At 64.8% G+C, this 16,470-nt stretch carries 20 protein-coding genes and 1 pseudogene; 18 read left to right on the forward strand and 3 right to left on the reverse strand.

Annotation, left to right across the window (positions count from 1 at the left end; translation table 11 throughout):
* Positions 1-201 (reverse strand): annotated as a pseudogene (locus P0084_RS12380) (DUF1045 domain-containing protein); the annotation flags it as partial.
* Here P0084_RS12380 and P0084_RS12385 point away from each other — a divergent pair.
* The 5 genes from P0084_RS12385 to P0084_RS12405 all read left to right on the forward strand — a co-directional run bounded on the left by P0084_RS12385 (position 200) and on the right by P0084_RS12405 (position 4,045).
* On the forward strand, positions 200-1,372 hold the full coding sequence (locus P0084_RS12385; RefSeq protein ID WP_308917172.1) for an alpha-D-ribose 1-methylphosphonate 5-triphosphate diphosphatase: 1,173 nt from the start codon (positions 200-202) through the stop codon (positions 1,370-1,372). The pseudogene P0084_RS12380 and the gene P0084_RS12385 sit on opposite strands and share 2 nt — an antisense overlap.
* Positions 1,373-1,486: 114 nt before the next feature.
* Positions 1,487-2,635, forward strand: a complete 1,149-nt coding sequence (locus tag P0084_RS12390) for an acyltransferase family protein (protein WP_308917173.1) — start codon at positions 1,487-1,489, stop codon at positions 2,633-2,635.
* 89 nt (positions 2,636-2,724) lie between these two features.
* A complete protein-coding gene (locus P0084_RS12395; RefSeq protein ID WP_308917174.1) occupies positions 2,725-2,964 on the forward strand; it encodes a DUF4160 domain-containing protein in 240 nt (79 codons plus the stop codon).
* Entirely contained in the window at positions 2,957-3,361 is a 405-nt protein-coding gene (locus P0084_RS12400) for a DUF2442 domain-containing protein (RefSeq protein WP_308917175.1), read from the forward strand. The genes P0084_RS12395 and P0084_RS12400 overlap by 8 nt, the downstream gene beginning before the upstream one ends.
* A gap of 60 nt (positions 3,362-3,421) precedes the next feature.
* A complete protein-coding gene (locus P0084_RS12405; protein ID WP_308917176.1) occupies positions 3,422-4,045 on the forward strand; it encodes a recombinase family protein in 624 nt (207 codons plus the stop codon).
* 123 nt (positions 4,046-4,168) lie between these two features.
* Here the strand turns inward: P0084_RS12405 and P0084_RS12410 are convergent, their stop codons facing one another.
* A complete protein-coding gene (locus P0084_RS12410) occupies positions 4,169-4,714 on the reverse strand; it encodes a winged helix-turn-helix transcriptional regulator (protein WP_308917177.1) in 546 nt (181 codons plus the stop codon).
* Between the two features lie 39 nt (positions 4,715-4,753).
* On the opposite strand from P0084_RS12410, the gene P0084_RS12415 reads away from it, so the two are divergent.
* Together P0084_RS12415 and P0084_RS12420 are read left to right on the forward strand one after the other, a co-directional pair.
* Complete coding sequence (locus P0084_RS12415) at positions 4,754-5,128, forward strand: VOC family protein (RefSeq protein ID WP_308917178.1); 375 nt, start codon at positions 4,754-4,756, stop codon at positions 5,126-5,128.
* A 301-nt stretch (positions 5,129-5,429) separates the two neighbouring features.
* The gene (locus P0084_RS12420) at positions 5,430-6,059 is read left to right on the forward strand and encodes a thermonuclease family protein (protein ID WP_308917179.1); all 630 of its coding nucleotides are present in this window, start codon (positions 5,430-5,432) and stop codon (positions 6,057-6,059) included.
* A 237-nt stretch (positions 6,060-6,296) separates the two neighbouring features.
* Here the strand turns inward: P0084_RS12420 and P0084_RS12425 are convergent, their stop codons facing one another.
* Complete coding sequence (locus P0084_RS12425) at positions 6,297-6,512, reverse strand: hypothetical protein (RefSeq protein ID WP_308917180.1); 216 nt, start codon at positions 6,510-6,512, stop codon at positions 6,297-6,299.
* A 139-nt stretch (positions 6,513-6,651) separates the two neighbouring features.
* On the opposite strand from P0084_RS12425, the gene P0084_RS12430 reads away from it, so the two are divergent.
* The 11 genes from P0084_RS12430 to P0084_RS12485 all read left to right on the forward strand — a co-directional run bounded on the left by P0084_RS12430 (position 6,652) and on the right by P0084_RS12485 (position 16,465).
* Complete coding sequence (locus tag P0084_RS12430) at positions 6,652-8,208, forward strand: RcgA family putative transporter (RefSeq protein WP_308917181.1); 1,557 nt, start codon at positions 6,652-6,654, stop codon at positions 8,206-8,208.
* Entirely contained in the window at positions 8,198-9,205 is a 1,008-nt protein-coding gene (locus P0084_RS12435; RefSeq protein ID WP_308917182.1) for an alpha/beta fold hydrolase, read from the forward strand. Before P0084_RS12430 ends, P0084_RS12435 begins: the two co-directional genes overlap by 11 nt.
* A 443-nt stretch (positions 9,206-9,648) precedes the next feature.
* The gene (locus P0084_RS12445) at positions 9,649-10,074 is read left to right on the forward strand and encodes a hypothetical protein (protein ID WP_308917184.1); all 426 of its coding nucleotides are present in this window, start codon (positions 9,649-9,651) and stop codon (positions 10,072-10,074) included.
* A 46-nt stretch (positions 10,075-10,120) separates the two neighbouring features.
* Positions 10,121-10,753, forward strand: coding sequence for a lytic transglycosylase domain-containing protein (locus P0084_RS12450; protein WP_308917185.1), 633 nt, complete (start codon positions 10,121-10,123; stop codon positions 10,751-10,753).
* A gap of 14 nt (positions 10,754-10,767) precedes the next feature.
* Positions 10,768-11,040: a TrbC/VirB2 family protein gene (locus tag P0084_RS12455; RefSeq protein WP_308917286.1), complete on the forward strand. Its 273-nt coding sequence runs from the start codon at positions 10,768-10,770 to the stop codon at positions 11,038-11,040.
* Between the two features lie 13 nt (positions 11,041-11,053).
* Complete coding sequence (locus P0084_RS12460) at positions 11,054-11,332, forward strand: VirB3 family type IV secretion system protein (protein WP_308917186.1); 279 nt, start codon at positions 11,054-11,056, stop codon at positions 11,330-11,332.
* Entirely contained in the window at positions 11,322-13,685 is a 2,364-nt protein-coding gene (locus P0084_RS12465; protein ID WP_308917187.1) for a VirB4 family type IV secretion/conjugal transfer ATPase, read from the forward strand. Before P0084_RS12460 ends, P0084_RS12465 begins: the two co-directional genes overlap by 11 nt.
* The gene (locus tag P0084_RS12470; protein WP_308917188.1) at positions 13,682-13,834 is read left to right on the forward strand and encodes a hypothetical protein; all 153 of its coding nucleotides are present in this window, start codon (positions 13,682-13,684) and stop codon (positions 13,832-13,834) included. Before P0084_RS12465 ends, P0084_RS12470 begins: the two co-directional genes overlap by 4 nt.
* A gap of 19 nt (positions 13,835-13,853) precedes the next feature.
* Positions 13,854-14,972 carry a lytic transglycosylase domain-containing protein gene (locus P0084_RS12475; RefSeq protein ID WP_308917189.1) on the forward strand — a complete coding sequence of 373 codons (1,119 nt, stop codon included), beginning with the start codon at positions 13,854-13,856 and terminating at the stop codon, positions 14,970-14,972.
* Positions 14,972-15,790: a type IV secretion system protein gene (locus P0084_RS12480; RefSeq protein WP_374213649.1), complete on the forward strand. Its 819-nt coding sequence runs from the start codon at positions 14,972-14,974 to the stop codon at positions 15,788-15,790. Before P0084_RS12475 ends, P0084_RS12480 begins: the two co-directional genes overlap by 1 nt.
* Before the next feature lie 24 nt (positions 15,791-15,814).
* Positions 15,815-16,465, forward strand: coding sequence for a VirB8 family type IV secretion system protein (locus P0084_RS12485; RefSeq protein WP_308917190.1), 651 nt, complete (start codon positions 15,815-15,817; stop codon positions 16,463-16,465).
* Positions 16,466-16,470 lie beyond the last annotated feature (5 nt).

Below are 16,470 nucleotides of genomic sequence, written 5' to 3' on the forward strand. Positions count from 1 at the left end.
ATCGATGGCCGTCGCCCCCTCGGCCAGTCGCATCGGCGGCTTCAGCGTGGCATGAAAGCCGAAGCGGCGTGGCGTGGCGACCCAGGCCTCCGGCACGGTGGACGGCACGGCGCGTCCGGCGCGCACGTCCCAGCCCAGCCAGGCCGCTCCCAGGTCCCCAAAGTCCCTGTCCGGGACGCAGTAGATGGCATAGCGTGACATGACCGCTCCCTTCGCACCCCTCCGTGACGCCCAGGCGACGGACCGCTCGGGCCACCTCGCCGACGCGACCCTCGTGTTGCCGGATCGCGCCGTCCGAGGCCACATCCGCTGGGAGGACGGCCTGATCGCCGAGATCGAGGAAGGGGGCCACGTCCCCGAAGGAGCGACCCCCTGCGGCGGCGCGATCGTGATGCCGGGCCTCGTGGAACTGCACACCGACAATCTCGAGCGCCACATTCAGCCGCGCCCCGGCGTCGACTGGCCCCATGACGCGGCCCTCGTCGCCCACGACCGCGAGCTGGCCTCGACCGGCATCACCACCGTCTTCGACGCGATGCGCGTCGGGTCGGCGGCGGACGGCAAGGACTACGCGCAATACGCGCGCGGACTGGCCTCCGAGATGCTCAGCTTACGTGCGGCGAACGCGTTCGCCATCGACCACCGACTGCACCTGCGGGCCGAGATCTGCTCCGAGACGCTGCTGGAGGAGTTGGCGCGGTTCTGCCCCGACGACGAGGTCGGGATCGTCAGCCTGATGGATCACACGCCGGGGCAGCGGCAGTTCCGCGACATCGAGAAGCTGCGCGTCTACTACGAAGGCAAGCATGGCGGCGTCCCCTTCGAGGAACACATCGCCATCCTCAAGGCGCGCCGCGCCAAGCATGGCGACGCCCACGAGGCGGGCGCGGTCGCCGAGGCCCGTCGCCTGGGCGCGGTGCTGGCCAGCCATGACGACACCACGGCCGCGCAGGTCGAGGTCTCGGCCGCCCACGGCGTCGCCCTGGCCGAGTTCCCGACCACGCGCGAGGCCGCCGCGGCCTGCCGCGACGCGGGCATCCCCGTGATGATGGGCGCGCCCAACGTGATCCGCGGCGGGTCGCATTCGGGGAACGTGTCGGCGGCCGAGCTGGCCGAGGCGGGGCTGCTCGACATCCTGTCCTCCGACTACGTGCCGGCGGCGCTGCTGCTCGCGGCGCACCACCTCGCGGCGCTTTGGGACGACCTGCCGCGCGCCGTGGCGACCGTCACCTCGGCCCCCGCCGCCGCGTCGGGACTGGCCGATCGCGGGCGGCTCGACGTCGGGATGCGCGCGGACATGATCCGTATCGCGCTCGACGGGCCCACGCCGCTCGTGCAAGGCGTTTGGTCCGCAGGTCACCGAGCGGCCTGAAACCCGGCTGGGCGAGGCGCGGCAGCGTCGGTTGGCTCTGAGCGTGGAACAGTTCCACGTCTATGCCTCATGACCCGTCATGTCTCTGCACGGTAAGCGCGCTAGCATCCCTCCATGGCGCGGGCGGCGGACGATGATGGACAAGCGATGCGGCGGGCCGGCCTGCATGTCGCGGGTCGCGCCTCGTCCGATCTCTCATCCGCGCTGTCGGTCTGGTTGGATCTGCTGCGCGTCCTGGCCGCGCTCTTGGTGGTGCTGGGCCATGCCGGGAACCTGCGCTTCACGGACGGCGATCTCCACTGGGTCCGGGAATGGACGCTCGCGCCCGATGCGGTGATCGTCTTCTTCGTGGTCTCTGGGCTGGTGGTGGGCCGGGCGGCCACGCGGGACGGATCGGGGCGGGCCTACGCCTTCAACCGCCTGACGCGCCTCCTGAGCGTCGTCGGGCCCGCGCTCGCGCTGACTCTCCTCCTCGATGCTGTAGGCCGCGCAGTCGATCCGGGCGCATATCGGCCCGCGCATTACGGCGACCTCGGCCTGGCCGAGTTCCTCAGCCGTGGGCTGACCTTCTCGCAGGAGTGGCGCGGAGTAGGGGCGCCGGTGCAGCTCGGCTCGAACGCGCCGCTATGGTCGCTGAGCTTCGAGGCGGCCTACTACGTCCTTCTCGGCGTGGCCCTGTTCGTCCGGGGATGGTGGCTACGGGCGGCGCTGCTGGCCGCCCTCGGGTGGCTCTTCGGGCTGTCCGTCCTCCTGCTGCTGCCCACCTGGCTCGCGGGGCTCGGCGTCTGGCATCTGATCCGAACCGGACGGGTGCCGCGACGCACCCCCGTCGCCCTCGCGCTCGCCGCGCTGCCCGTCCTCGCCCTCGTGGCGACCAAGCTCGCACAGGTCGACGAGGCGCTGCTGCGGGCCACGCCCGGCTGGCTCGGACCCGTGCGCCACGACCACGTCTTCGACTTCGCGCAGGAGGTGCTCTGGAACGCCCTGATCGCCGCCGCGCTTGCGCTGCACCTCCTCGGCATGGCCCGCGTCGCCCCGGTCCTCGGTGAAGCCGCCACGCGCGCAGTGCGCTGGTGGGCGGGGGCGAGCTTCTCGATCTACGTGGTCCACTACCCCGTGATGCACCTGATGGACGCCGTCCTGCCGGAGGACCTGCCTATCAAAGCTGTCCTCTTCGTCGTCCTCCCCATCCTCGCGGGCTTGGCCTTTGCCGAGGCCTTTGAGCGGACGCTGCCGCGGGTCCGGCGGATGGTCGGAGGATGAGGGTGACCTCGGACGGGGGCCCAGGCGGTACGTCTGAGGCGTTTCAAATGTTTGCTTGAATAACCCATCGTGATGGGTTATTACCGTCCATGGTTACGATCCATCGTGCGCATGGCCTGCGTGTTATCATTTTCACCGACGACCACGAACCGGCCCATGTCCACGTATTCTGCGACGGTCAGGCCAAGATCAATCTGATCGGACCCGATGGCGCCCCAGCTCTCGTCTGGGCGGAAGACATGAAGGCGAACGACCTGCGTCGCGCCATGCGATTGGTTCGCGAACAGCAGGGTGAGTTTCTCGCGAAATGGAGGGCAATCCATGGCTGACCTGACGGACGCCGAGATCGACGCGGCGGAGGAACGCGGCCGGATCGCCCGGCAGACCGAGCCCCGCGCCTCGGCCGCGCGCTATGATGGAAAGAACGACCGGATCATCGTCGATCTGACCAACGGCTGCACCTTCGCCTTCCCGCCCCGCCTTGCGCAGGGGTTAGAGGTGGCCACGGAAGAAGAGCTAGCTTCGGTTGAGATCCTCGGCGCGGGCTACGGCCTGCACTGGGAGGCGCTCGATGCGGACCTCTCCGTGCCGGGTCTCCTGTCGGGACTGTTTGGCACTCGAGCACATATGGCGCGCCTCGCGGGGCGAGCGACGTCGCCCGCCAAGGCTGCGGCGGCGCGAGCGAACGGCGCGAAGGGCGGTCGTCCGAAGAAGCAGGCCAGCTAGGGGGCCATCCTCGCCCGCGTACTCTCGCCAAGGGGTTCAACCGAAGAGGAGAACCCGACGATGAGCATCTCATGGAATGGCGAGAACGCCCCCGTCCCGCCGGGCAGCAGCTACGGCTATGCGAGGGTGTCGACCACCGACCAGGATCTCGACGTGCAGTACGAAGCGCTGGAGAAGGCCGGATGCCGCGTGATCCGCGCCGAGAAGGTCTCCGGGACGTCGGTGCGGGGCAGGGACGAGTTGCGCACGCTGCTCGACTTTATCCGGCCAGGTGATGAGCTCGTGGTGACCCGTGTGGATCGGCTTGCCCGCTCGATGGGCGACCTGCAGGACATCATCCGCGAACTGAAAGCCAAGGGCGAGACGCTCCGCGCTACGGAACAGCCTATCGATACCTCGACGCCCGCGGGCAAAGCGTTCCTCGACATGCTGGGCGTCTTCGCCGAGTTCGAGACGAACCTGCGCCGCGAGCGGCAGATGGAGGGCATCGCGAAGGCGAAGGCCCGCGGCGTCTACAAAGGGCGGAAGGCGTCAATAAACGTCGATGAGGTTCGCCGCCTGCTGACCGAGGGCGTTCGCCCAACCGCGGTCGCGCGGCAGCTCGGGATCAGCCGAACGAGCGTCTGGAGAGTGAGCCGTCCGCCCGAACCCGACGCCGCGACAACAACGGTTTCGCCAGCCTGACGAAGTACCGGGACCGTTCCGCATGGGTCGGTCCCGGCCGTATCACCCGATGGACCCATGAAGAACGCTGGCAGGTCGTTTCAGATGTGCACCCAAGCGGAACACATCATCTGAGCGTCGAAGTCAGCAGCGTGTCTCCGCTATCCCGATGACGTTGCTGAGTTGGGCTCCCAGACCGATGGCTTCGTAGGTCGGCCGAGGGGGGCGCTCGGCGACATCGACGCGGCGGCGGAGCCACGTGTGTTCCTCAAGATCACGCAGCGACGCCGCCAGTGCTCGATCCGAGACGTTGTCGAGCGCGCTTCGGACCTCCCCAAAGCGCCGGGGCCTCTCGGTCACTGCGAGGATGGGAAGCGTCCAGGTCCGTCGGATCAACGCGGCGTCGGCCCTCCCGCTTGCGAGTTCCATGATCCGCACCGCAGTTGCGCCAACGGTCTTACCCGTAGGGGTAAGGCGATACTCCGGACGTAGCGGATGCCCGTGGCCAGGGTTCCGCTCTACCAGTTGCAAGTCGATCAGATGGCGAAGGCTGGCCGCGAGCGCCGTCCGGCCAGCACCCGTGCGGGTCAGCAGCGCGGCTTGCCGCCCAGGTGTGCCCGAGGCGAGCGCTGCGAGGATGGCGAGCGACCATGCACGCGATGAGACGTTGACGAGTGATGCAATGTCCATAAAAGTAAGTTACTAGAAAACCCATAGAAGGAAACCCCGATGGCCGTCGTCTCCCTTGATCGCACGATCACGCTCGCTCTGTCCGTGCGCGACCGCCACCGCAGCGCGCAGTGGTACGGCGACATGCTAGGCTTCACCCTCCTGCACCATATGGACGAGGCAGGCTGGAGCGAGATGGCGACGAACGCCGAGGGCGTCACCCTGGGGCTGGGGGAGCAGGCAGAGCCCGCACCCGGCAACACGGTCCCCGTGTTCGGTGTGAGTGATATCGGCGCGGACCGAGCCAAGCTCGAAGCGGCCGGCGTCCGGTTCGACGGCGAGACCGAGACGATCGAGGGTATGGTCAGTACCGCGACCTTCTACGATCCGGACGGCAACGCGCTCATGATCGCCCAAGACCTAAGCGGCACCTGACGACATCGACGAACCAGACGTCCCTGGAAGGCGCGAACACCTCCTGTTGATGTTGGAGGGTGTGCGTTCCAGCGCGAGCGTTGCAGGCGTATAGTCAGAAGACAAAATTGCTGAGGACTTTTCGACCCCGATCATCTGTATTACCCAACCGCGGTCCATGCCGTTTGACATCAGCTGCGGACCCGCTCGCGTCGGACGCGATCCCTGATAGAACGTTCGCAGACAGAAGCGGGGTTCGGTGATGACGGGGTGGATATCGATAAAGGTTCTAGCCGCGTTCTCCGTGACAATCTTTATTGGCTTGGCCGTCGCGGCCGAACCTCAGTCGGTCACCATTACCGGTGTGGCCAAGGTGTTCGACGGGGACACGCTTGACATCGGTCCGGTCCGTATTCGCTTGCACGGGATCGACGCGCCGGAGAGCAGGCAATCCTGCACGACGTCTGGGGGCGGAACCTGGGCATGCGGTGCGGCGGCCGCGAGCCGTCTTTCCGTCATAGTCGAAGGCGGACCGATCGCATGCGAGGCCCTCGACCGCGATCCCTACGGCCGCATCATCGCCCGATGCCGGGCCGACGGGGCGGACATCGGAGAGACGCTGGTCACGGAAGGCCTTGCATGGGCGTTCCTGGAGTACAGCACGGAGTACGCCGGGATTGAGGCGTCGGCGCGGACGGCTGGGCTTGGCATCTGGCAGGCGCCGACGCAGACCCCCTGGGCGTATCGCGACGACAGGTGGGCCCGTGCGGTCGCGGCGTCGCCGGACGGCTGCCCGATCAAGGGGAACGTCAATGGCAATGAAAGGATCTATCACACGCCGTGGTCGCCGAACTACGACGCGACGAGGATCGATACGGCGAAGGACGAACGCTGGTTCTGCAACGAAGCGGAGGCAACGGCGGCCGGATGGCGCGCCCGAAGGTCGAGATAGGAAGGGACGTCCGGAAGACCACAGCAGGGTGCAGACCAACGGGACGGTCGGCCGAAACGGTTCGAGTGTATTAGATGGCTCGCGTGCAGCGTTTTAAAAGCGTAGGGGCATGCTTAAACCCAAGCGAAACGCTTCCGCAAAATCTGGTTGGCCGACGCCTGTCGATGAAGTGTCAGAGACGGTCACGTGGCCTCGGAACGACCGGTGGAGAACGCGGGCCGAGGCCCGCGCATCGTATCATTCATAGACGACGTTCTCCCGCCGGCCATCCTTCCACATCACACTGACCTGGCCGGTGTTCCACTCGTAGAGCCACCCAACGGTCTTCCGTGTCCTCGGATCCAGAACTCGCTTGATCGCACGCGCTTGCGCCTTCTTCGCGCGCACCGAACCCTGCACGGGCATGTCGAATTCGTGTTTTCGATGAAGTTGTCCCACGTCGCTGTCCCCCATGACGGCATTGAGCGCAGACATGGCAGACGTCTGCGCGAATTAGTCCTCCCTCGGCCGCTCGATAGACTTCCCCCGCACGCTAGATCACGAAACAGGACGAATGGGAGCGCAACAAGACGAAAAGTAGCTGCGTAGAGCCTTGATACTGAATGGAAAATATTTCGTAGCACCCAACGATGACCTGCAGGACTTCAAGTCGTTGTTTCGACGTCTCGCAGCTGTTGGGGCTGGTCGGCCCGTCGATGCTGACGGGCTTCCCGAAGGTCCGTGGACGCCTGATCTTCTGGCGGAGGCGATCACGGCCATCGACGCGAACCGGAAAGGGATCGAGCTTCGCACGGTTCAGCTTTGGTTCCAGGATAACCAGAAGGGCGTCAGCACGGAGAATGTACGTTGGCTGGCGCGCATCTTCGGATGCGGTGATGCCGAGGCTACGGGCGAATGGCAGCACGAACTTCGCGCGTCTCTCAACCTGCTAGCTGAGAGCAGGCGGACTGCGCGACTTCGGGTAGGCGAAGCTGCCGAAATACCTCCTGCTAGCGAGTTGACTGAGGATGCACTGCGTACCGACAGCCGACGCCCGGTGCGCAGCGGAGGGCTTGCAGGCTGGTCGGAGAAACTCTTCGCATCTGGAAGTCCGCTAAACCTTCCTGCGGCGATCTTCGCTGGAGCAGCGGCGCTCCATTTTGGCGCCTTCCTCGTCGGGAACCATAGCATCACCTACATCCGCGCAGACGGGATCGAGAAGCAGGTTGGGTTTCACTGGACGACCAATTGGACCTTCGTGCTACTGCTTCTCATGCCGCTCTTCCTAACTTTCGCGGCCGATCTCGTTCACTTCTGGCGATTTCGGGGGCGCGCGACCCTGCTTCCGGATGAGGTTAGGGCGACTGCGACAAACGAATGGCTTCGGAAGGTCCGAGGGTCCAGTGCGACCTTCTGGGCCGTATTGGTGATCTGTATCGTCTTCGCCGGTCTTATGCAGTGGGTCGGTGCGAGGGTGCTTCCATTGAGGGCGGGCGTCGATAGCGGAGATATCGACTGGGCGTCCATCGCGCTAATCCGCCCCGAGGTGGTATCGGTCATCGAGGCAACCGCATTCAGCGGCATTGCCTATCTTTACATGGCGGTGTGCTTCTACGTGATGTTCGCGGGACTGATCCTGCTCTACACCATTGCGGACGACTACTGGGCGACCGCGAGAGGTAGCGATCTAGGCACATCCCATAAGGGAGATGTGCCTCGGAAAATCCTCCACGGCCTGTTCCGCTGTTCGGTTTTGGGCATGCTGATGGCGATTTGTATGGTCGTTCAGGGCCGCTTCCTCTCGTCTGATGCGTCCGACGTTTGGGTATGGCTGTTCACGGACATCGCCACCCTCTGGCTTGGTCCGCCTCCAACCCCCTCCGAAGTCGGCTATGGGTTCGCCGTACATTATCTGAGCATGATCGTAGCGCTGCCGACATGCGCGGTGATGACCTTCGGAATCATCCGGGTCAGGGTTCCGAATGCCATCGTGTTCCGCATGGCAACTGCTCTTCTCGTGGTTTTTTTAGCATATCTTTTGGTCGGTGCGTTCCCTGGCTTCGCGGTCCTGCTGGCAGTTGCGATGTTTCTGGGCGTCTACGGGCTGGTTGACCCTGACTATAGTATCTTAGGAAAGCAGCGCGCGCCGGAGGAACGGCGTGCTTCATAAGATGCTTGATCTTTGGGACGAGCGCCGCGCAGCACGGGCTGACCCAGCGAAGCGGCCGATGGAACCGATCATTGACGCGAGCTTGCCGTTCCCCAACGTGAAGCCGGCCACGAGCCTCAATGCGTTCTGCGCAATGGCTGAAGACGCAGCGAACGAACCATCCTTCTTTACGCCGGCCCGGGTGAACGAAGCAGACGTGCGATGGAAGGACGATCGGATTAGCTTTCCATCCCCGCTGATCTCAGATCTGGAAGCCAACAACACGGTTCATGCGTCCGTCGAGGCTGGCAAGGATGGGGGACATGCGTTGGTCGTGTTCCACCACTGGAATGCACAAGAGCGCTCGGACCGCCTCGCTCGATACTTTGCGGCGAAGGGCGTTACGGTCGTCCAGATGGCGCTGCCCTACCACATGGAGCGACGGCGGCCCGGAACTGAGAACGTCGATGACATCCTGAGCGCCGACCTCGGACGCACGTTACGATCCATGCGGCAAGCGGTCCTTGATGGCCGCGCGTTGATCGGCATCCTCAAAGACGGTGGGTTCGATCAGATCTCCGTTCTCGGAATGAGCGTCGGATCATGGGTTGCAGGTCTTGTGGCGGCGCATGACGAACGGGTCCATTGCGCGGGCCTCTTTCTGTCTGCGGGAAGCCTCGCGGACGTGGCGTGGACCGGGCGCGCAACGCGGCATATTCACACAAGCTTGGACGGGGTAGTTGAGTTGGATCAGCTCCGCAGGACGTGGGCGCCCCTAGACCTTGCGCAACATACATCGAAGCTGGCGCGACCAGAACTGACGCTGCAATTTGTTCTGGGAAAGCGGGATACGGTGGTTCCACCAGATTTGTCGGAGCGGCTGCTGTCGGCTATCAGGAATGCCGGGGGCGATCCCCGTATCCTCTGGCTCAACTGCGGGCACTACTCGCTTTCTCTTCCCCCCTACATACTCTGGGCCGGGCGCAGCATGGCGGCCGCTCTCACAGGGTCGCGCTGAACGTCATCGCTGGACCGTCGTGATGAACCGGGCGTATTCTTCAGATACCTCGCGAGCCTCGTAAAACGCGCGGGTTCGCTCCTCATCCAAGCACCGGAAGTATGCTTGAACGTCTGACAGGTAGGTCTCGAAGTCCGCCCTGATGAGAGCAGCATATCTCCGCGCATCCGTTGGATCGCTAGGAACGAACGGCCGAGTAGGAGCGAGACACGTCTCAGCTTGGGATACCGCAGGCCAGAGAATCCCAAGGATTATAAGAACGTGCAGTTTTGCCGATATGCGCGGCATACCTGTGTCTCCGTTGATAGGCTTTAGTTTCACGTTCGTCTGACCTATCGATGAGGCAGGGAGCGACACGGCACAACTGCAAATTTTATAACTTGTGCCACGTCAATATAATACGTTAGGATCGAGACACCCGAGAAGGGTGCCCGGTCCTGTTCTTGGGAAGGACCACGGGCCTGGTGATAGACTTACAAAAAGAAGCACCGAATGTGGTTACGGAGCCCAAGTTCAGGGAACTCTTGGCACAAGGCTATCAAGCCGAAGTCCTATGTCGCAGCGACGCCTACTATAAGTCGGCCGTCTGGTACGGTGCCTGGGTCCTCCGGGTCGTCGACAGGGAAGGAACGTTCGAAAGGCTTTTGGTCAACATCCCTCGCCGGGTCACGGGCGAGCCCGAGGTTGCGATCAAGGTCTTCAAGACCATCAACGGTCTCACGACGTTCATGGCTCGAATGGGCTTCACCCACATCCATGTCCCTCTCCTCGAAGGCGGACGATCTTCGCTGGCCCTTCCTACCGAAGTCATGGAGCGCATTCGTAAAGAGATCACCCAGGCGGGAGCTGCATCGGACAACGACGGCTAGCGCGCTCGCGCTCGCGCTGACGGCCTCGGCCATCTCGGCGCAAGGAATGGTCATGGTGATGCAGAGCGACGGATCGCTCTCCGCCTCGACCCCGCAATCGACCTTCACCCGCAACTACAACGACGGCATCGGCCAGGGCTCGGCCGACACGCGGCTGGCGATCCGCAGCGGCGCGGCCGAGGAGGCCGCCGAACCCGGCGAGGGCGACTTCCGGGTCGCGTCGGTGAGCGCGCGCGCACCGCGTGCGCCGCGACCGGAGATCCTGTCGGCCATCGAAGAGACGGCCCTGCGCTACGCAACCCATCCGGGGCTTCGCCGCGCGGGCCTGTCCGTCACGGAATGGCGCCTGCTGTTCCGCTCGAACATCGAGATCGAGAGTGCCTACAACCCGCGTGCGCGCAGCACCGTGGGGGCCATCGGTCTCGGTCAGCTCATGCCAGCAACGGCGAACGACCTCGGGGTCGATCCGCACGACTGGCGACAGAACCTCGATGGGTCTGCCCGGTATCTCGCGATGATGCTCGGCGAATTCGGGGACGCTCGGCTCGCGCTCGCGGCCTACAACGCCGGTCCCGGCGCGGTCGAGCAACACGGGGGCATCCCACCCTATCGGGAAACCCAGAACCACGTCCGCCGCGTCCTGGCGGTCTTCAACAGGCTCGAAGGAGAGAATTCGTGAAACCCAACATCAACATGCTGGTTGCGCTGACCGCGATGCTCGTCGTCGTCGCCTTCCCGGCTATGGCGCAAAGTGTCGACTTGTCGCCGATCCAGAACCTTCTGCAAGGGATCGTGGACGCCATCACCGGCCCGCTGGGCATCGTGATCGGCACCCTCGCCCTGATCGGTATCTTCCTCGGCTGGCTCTTCGGCTTCCTCGATTTCCGTCAGGCCATGTGGGTGCTTGTCGGGATCGCCGGCATCGCCGCCGCGCCGACCATCGTGGCCGCCATCTGGACCACCTGACGGAGCGAAGATCATGGCAGAACAATCCCGGCTGTTCCTCGGCCTCGTGCAACCTCCCAAGCTGGTGGGCCTGCCCATCATGTATGCGATGGTCTGGTTGTTCGGGACTGTCCTGATCTTCCTGTGGATCCAGCACTGGATCCTCATCCCAATCGGCATCACAGCCTACGGCGCGCTCTGGAAGCTGGCCGATTGGGATCCTCACTTCCTCGATGTCGTCGCCACGACGCTCCAGGAAACACCCCCGACCAAGAACCGCTCCATCCACGGAGGGGACAGCTATGCCCCGTGATGAGGCTTTCGATCCGATGACGCTGCTTCCCGAATGGTGGAAGAAGGAGAAGCCGCTGACCCACATGCTTCCCTACGTGAACCTTGCGGACGACGTGACGGTCCGGACGCGGGGCAACGAACTCTTCCAATGCATCCGCCTGGAGGGGGTGAACAGCTCCACCACGGATGACCAATATCTAGATCGCACCCGCGGGCTCTTCGCGTCAATCATCTCGCAAATCGGTCCAGGATTCGCCTTCTACGTCCACAAGGTCTCTAAGGCGATCGACGCGGACCTTCGCCCGATCCCCGGCGAAGACTTTGCCGCCGCCGTCGATCGACGGTGGACGGATGGCCTGCTGCGAAGCGATCTGCGCGACAAGACGCTGACGCTGACGGTAATGCACCGTCCTCCCCTGGGCTCGAAGGTGCCGTTCTCGAACAAGAAGTCGATCCAAGCTCTACGCGACCAGACCGAGAAGCGGCTGCGCCGCCTTGGCGAGGTCGTGGGCTTTCTGCTCTCCACCTTCGCCTCCATGTCGCCGCGTCTCCTGTCGGCGGAGAAGGGTGAGCTGTTGGGCTTCCTGGGGGGGCTGAACACCGGCCAGGAACTCCCTCTCTACAGGCGCAGTAAGTATGGTTATGTAAGTGACGACGTGTCGAACACGCGCGTCACGTTCAAGGGCCGCGTCTTCGAGATCGCGGACGGAGCCGTGGGCCGGCGCTTCGGCACGAGCTTCGCGATCAAGGCGTATCCGCCGAAGACGTCCTGCACAATGTTCGATGAGCTGAACCTGCCCGTCGATATGGTGGTCACGCACAGCTTCACGCCGATCAACTCAAACCTGATGGCGAGCCGGATCAAGCGCGAGCAACGCCTGCGCCGTGCCTCGGACGACGGCGCGCGCTCGCTGGCGGCCGAACTCGAAGACGCGCTGGACGATCTGGAATCCAAGCGCCTGTCGTTCGGCGAACACCACATGAGCGTGACGATCTTCGCCGACACGCTCGAACGGCTGGAAAGCATCGCGGGCGAGGTCCGCAACACGGCCGCGACGGAGGGCGTGAACCTCGTCTCGGAGGCGTTCGCCGCCAAGACGCACTACTTCGCGCAGCATCCCGGCAACGGGTCGAAGCGGAGCCGCAAGGCCGCCGTGACGAACCACAACTTCGCCGACATGGCGGCCTTCCATCGCTCGCAGCTCGGGAAGCGCGGCCCTGAAGTGCCCTGGGGCACCGAAATCACGATGTTCCCGACGCCCGAGATGTCGGCCTACTGGTTCAACTATCACGAACAGGGCTCGCCCAATAAGGAACCGACCAGCGGCCACACCCTGATCCTCGGGCGACCGGGTTCGGGCAAGTCCACCATCTCGGCCTTCCTGATGACGCAGGCCCGCCGCGCGGGCGCGCGCGTCTTCGTCTTCGACTACCGGCTGGCACTGGAAATGGCGGTCCGGGCCAACGGGGGCCGCTACGCCGCCATCGAGGCCGGGTCCGCGACCGGGCTGAACCCGCTTCAGACCGAGACGGACGAACGCGGGCAGGCATGGCTCTCCGACTGGCTCGCGGCGCTGATCCACCGTGCGGACAAGCCGCTCACCCCGGCGCAGACGAACATCATCCAAGAGGTGATCCGGCAGAACGCGATGGCCTCGGCCGACCTGCGGAATTGGTCGGACCTCGCCTCTCTTTTCGTCTCGGCCGACGACGAAGGCGACCTGCACGGACGTCTGCGCGAGTGGACCGCGGACGGGCGCTACGGGTGGATCTTTGGCCAGAACACGCAGGACACCTTCTCGCTCGACGGCGACGTGGTGGGCTTCGACCTGACGGGCATTCTCGACAGCGATAGCGAGAAGGAGCGGATGGCCGTCCTCAGCTACATCTTCCGCCGCGTCGAGCGCGTGATCGAGGACCGCAAGCCCACGATCATCATCATCGACGAGGCGTGGAAGGCGCTGGACAACCCCTACTTCGCGGAACGGCTCTCGAACTGGCTGGTCACGGCCCGGAAGCAGAACGCCGTGGTCGTGATGATGACGCAATATGCGTCCCAGCTCGAACAGACCCGCACCGGCAAGACGATCATCGAAGCGGTGCCCACGCAAATCCTGCTCCCCAACATCCGGGCGAACGCATCCGACTACGCGATGCTGAACCTGCACGGGAAGGAACTGGATGTGCTGCTCAACACCGGCAGCAACTCGCGCCTCGCGCTGGTGCGGGACGACCAGGGCTCCGTCGTCGTCAACACGGACCTCAGCCCCCTCGGGCCGCTCCTGACCGTCCTCGGCGGGATGGAGAAGGGCGAGGAACTGGTGGGGTCCGACTACCGAGAACGCAGCGACTTTTGGAGGGTCCAAGGATGAAGACCGTAGCTCTGCTCACCGTGATCGCGGCCACCCTAGCGGGATGCGCGTCCTATCAGCCCGCGCAGGCGAACTGCTTCAACTTCATCGCTCCGAAAGACGGCCAGGGCTGCGACTTCACGCCGCTCGGGGGGCCTGCCGATGGCTAGGCTCCCGACCCTCACGGCGATGGTCCTCGTGGCCGGGCTCCCCGCGTTCGCGCAGGGCGTGCCGACCGTCGATAACGGCCTCTCCCTGCGGAACGAACTGGCCCTCGAACAGCGGCGTGTGGACGAAGGGCTGCAAGAGGGCCGCATCGGCGTGCAGTCCGAGATTGATGAGATCGAGCGCGACCAGCTCGCGGTCCTCGACCGCATCCTGGCGGCGCAGACCTCCTTCGGCGGGGGCAACATCCCTGCGACGGTGAGCGCACTCGAAGATGGCGACGGGGAACCCGGTGCCGCCGCCGACGCGCTCTACAACCCGGTCGATACGAACCCGGCCGGGACGCAGATGTTCGGCGATGCGGCGCTGAACATCGAACAGCTCATCATCCAAGTCGCCCAGGACACGCACGGCTACGCGGGGGTCTCCGAGGCGGGCCTGTCCGTCGTCCAGTGGCGGTACCTCTTGCAGGCGCTCATCTGGCAGGAGTCCCGCTTCACCATCGGCGCGCGCTCGCCCGTCGGGGCCTTCGGCCTGACGCAGATCATGCCCGGCACGGCCGGCGATCTCGGCATCTACCCCGCCTATTACGACAGCCCCTATCTCCAAGTGGAGGGCGGGGCGCGATACCTCGCGCAGATGCTCGCGATGTTCGACGGGAACATCATCTACGCGCTCGGGGCCTACAATGCCGGGCCGGGCCGGATCATCGAGTATTCGGGCGTGCCGCCGTTCCAAGAGACGCAGCACTACGTCCAAGTCATCCCGCAGAAATACAACGAATACCTCGCGCGGGTCGGCGGGATCGACGCGCTCGGGACCATCGACCCGGCATTGCTGGCGAACTCGAACCTCTCGATGACCGGGGCCGGGGCCATTTTCTACGGCAACAGCTCGATGATGTCGGTGCAGATGGCGGCCCAGCGGGTCCGCAACATCGTGACCCGGATCGGCCAGACGACGACCGTGCAGGAGTCGATGGCGCTCAACACCTACGCGCGGGCCGAACTGGTCCGTCTGATGGCGGCGCGCACGCGCCTTCTCGCTTCGCGGACTAAGCCCTTGAGCGCCGAACAAGTCGCGCTCGCGGCGGCGCAGCTCGCGGAACAGCAATTCATGGACTTCACGCTGGAGGACTTTTGATGACGAACCTGACCACCATCCCTGCCGTCCTTCGCACGACGGCCGCCGCCGCCCTTCTGGGAATGACCGCGCTCGCCGGCCCCGCCGCCGCGCAGGGCGTGCCCACGGTCGATACGCGGAACATCTTCCAAGAGATCGAGCAGCTTCGGGCGATGGCTCGCGACGAGATCCTTCAGAACGAACAGATCACGCAGCTTCTCGCGCAGCTCGACACGCTGCGCGAGCAATACGCCCAGCTTCAGGAAACCTATGCCGCCCTGACCGGGCTGATGGAGCTTCCCGAGGTGATCCGCACCGAAATGGAGGACGAGCTGAACGGCATCCTCGATCAGGAATTTGGGGACATCCTCGGGGCCGTAGACGCGATCAAGCGCGGCGACTGGTCCCGCCTCGCGGGCTCCGGCTCAGGCGAGATCAGGACGCAGATGGAGCGCGTCCTGGCGGAAGCGGGCTTCGATGAGGACACCCTGTCGGAAATGGCGTCGAGCGGCACGCCGGGCGCGGAGCGCACGGCGCAGGCCGCGACGACGGGGGCCGTCACCTCGGCCGCCGCGCAGAACAGCTACTCCGATGCCGGGCAGTCGCTCCAACGGGTGGACCGCCTCGTCGGCATGATCGGGGACATGGAGAAGCTGAAGGACAGCGTGGACCTCAACACCCGCGTCACGGCCGAACTGGCGATCGCGATGGTGGCGATGTGGCAGTTGGAGGCCGTGCAGACGGTGGGCGCCGGGCAGATGGGCGTGATCGACGCCGCGACGATCGCCGAGGAACAGCGGTTCATGGACTTCACCCTGCCGACCCTCTCGGCGGACTGATCCAGAAAGACAGGGGACGGTATCGTGAAGCACGAACAGGAAATCGTTGAAGAGGAGCTGATCTACGGCGCGCGCCGCCGTGAACGGCTCTGGCAGAAGCTCGGCCTCGCCGGACTTCTCTTCGGCGTCGTGGGATGCCTGTCGGCCGCTGCCGTCTCCATCCTCGACGTCGATCCGCCCCCGGTCGTCGTGCCCTACGATCCGGACACGGGCATGGCGTTGCCGAACGCATCCGTGGGGGCCAGCTCCATCACGGCGAACGAAGCGGTCATCGAGTCGATGGTCTTCCGCTACGTGGTGGATCGCGAGACCTACAACCAGCTCGACAACGACGTGAGGGTGTTCAGCATCCTCGAACGCTCGGACGGCGCGGCCGAGGAGTCGATGCGCCGGACCTGGGACAGCGCGAACCCGCAATATCCGCCGACGCTCTATGGCGCGCAGGGACGCCTCGACGTCGAAGTGCTGTCTATCCAGCGGATCAGCGCGAACCGCGCGCAGGCTCGCATCCGCAAGCGCCTGACCTCCCCCCAAGGGGTTCAGAACGGCCTCTTCACCGCGACGATGCTCTTCGAGTTCCGTCCCGAGGAGCGCCGCCGGATTGATGAGGTCTGGACCAACCCGTTCGGCTTCACCGTCACCGAATATTCCATCCGCTCGGATCGTAGGGAGTAACCAGG

It is taken from the genome of Jannaschia maritima (genome assembly GCF_030973515.1).
Lineage (GTDB): Bacteria > Pseudomonadota > Alphaproteobacteria > Rhodobacterales > Rhodobacteraceae > Jannaschia > Jannaschia maritima.

Coding starts and splice junctions, on each gene's coding strand:
- P0084_RS12385 (WP_308917172.1), top strand. CDS start 200: ATGACCGCTCCCTTCGCACCCCTCCGTGACGCCCAGGCGACGGACCGC.
- P0084_RS12390 (WP_308917173.1), top strand. CDS start 1,487: ATGGCGCGGGCGGCGGACGATGATGGACAAGCGATGCGGCGGGCCGGC.
- P0084_RS12395 (WP_308917174.1), top strand. CDS start 2,725: ATGGTTACGATCCATCGTGCGCATGGCCTGCGTGTTATCATTTTCACC.
- P0084_RS12400 (WP_308917175.1), top strand. CDS start 2,957: ATGGCTGACCTGACGGACGCCGAGATCGACGCGGCGGAGGAACGCGGC.
- P0084_RS12405 (WP_308917176.1), top strand. CDS start 3,422: ATGAGCATCTCATGGAATGGCGAGAACGCCCCCGTCCCGCCGGGCAGC.
- P0084_RS12410 (WP_308917177.1), bottom strand. CDS start 4,714: ATGGACATTGCATCACTCGTCAACGTCTCATCGCGTGCATGGTCGCTC.
- P0084_RS12415 (WP_308917178.1), top strand. CDS start 4,754: ATGGCCGTCGTCTCCCTTGATCGCACGATCACGCTCGCTCTGTCCGTG.
- P0084_RS12425 (WP_308917180.1), bottom strand. CDS start 6,512: ATGGGGGACAGCGACGTGGGACAACTTCATCGAAAACACGAATTCGAC.
- P0084_RS12450 (WP_308917185.1), top strand. CDS start 10,121: ATGGTCATGGTGATGCAGAGCGACGGATCGCTCTCCGCCTCGACCCCG.
- P0084_RS12455 (WP_308917286.1), top strand. CDS start 10,768: ATGCTGGTTGCGCTGACCGCGATGCTCGTCGTCGTCGCCTTCCCGGCT.
- P0084_RS12460 (WP_308917186.1), top strand. CDS start 11,054: ATGGCAGAACAATCCCGGCTGTTCCTCGGCCTCGTGCAACCTCCCAAG.
- P0084_RS12465 (WP_308917187.1), top strand. CDS start 11,322: ATGCCCCGTGATGAGGCTTTCGATCCGATGACGCTGCTTCCCGAATGG.
- P0084_RS12470 (WP_308917188.1), top strand. CDS start 13,682: ATGAAGACCGTAGCTCTGCTCACCGTGATCGCGGCCACCCTAGCGGGA.
- P0084_RS12475 (WP_308917189.1), top strand. CDS start 13,854: ATGGTCCTCGTGGCCGGGCTCCCCGCGTTCGCGCAGGGCGTGCCGACC.
- P0084_RS12480 (WP_374213649.1), top strand. CDS start 14,972: ATGACGAACCTGACCACCATCCCTGCCGTCCTTCGCACGACGGCCGCC.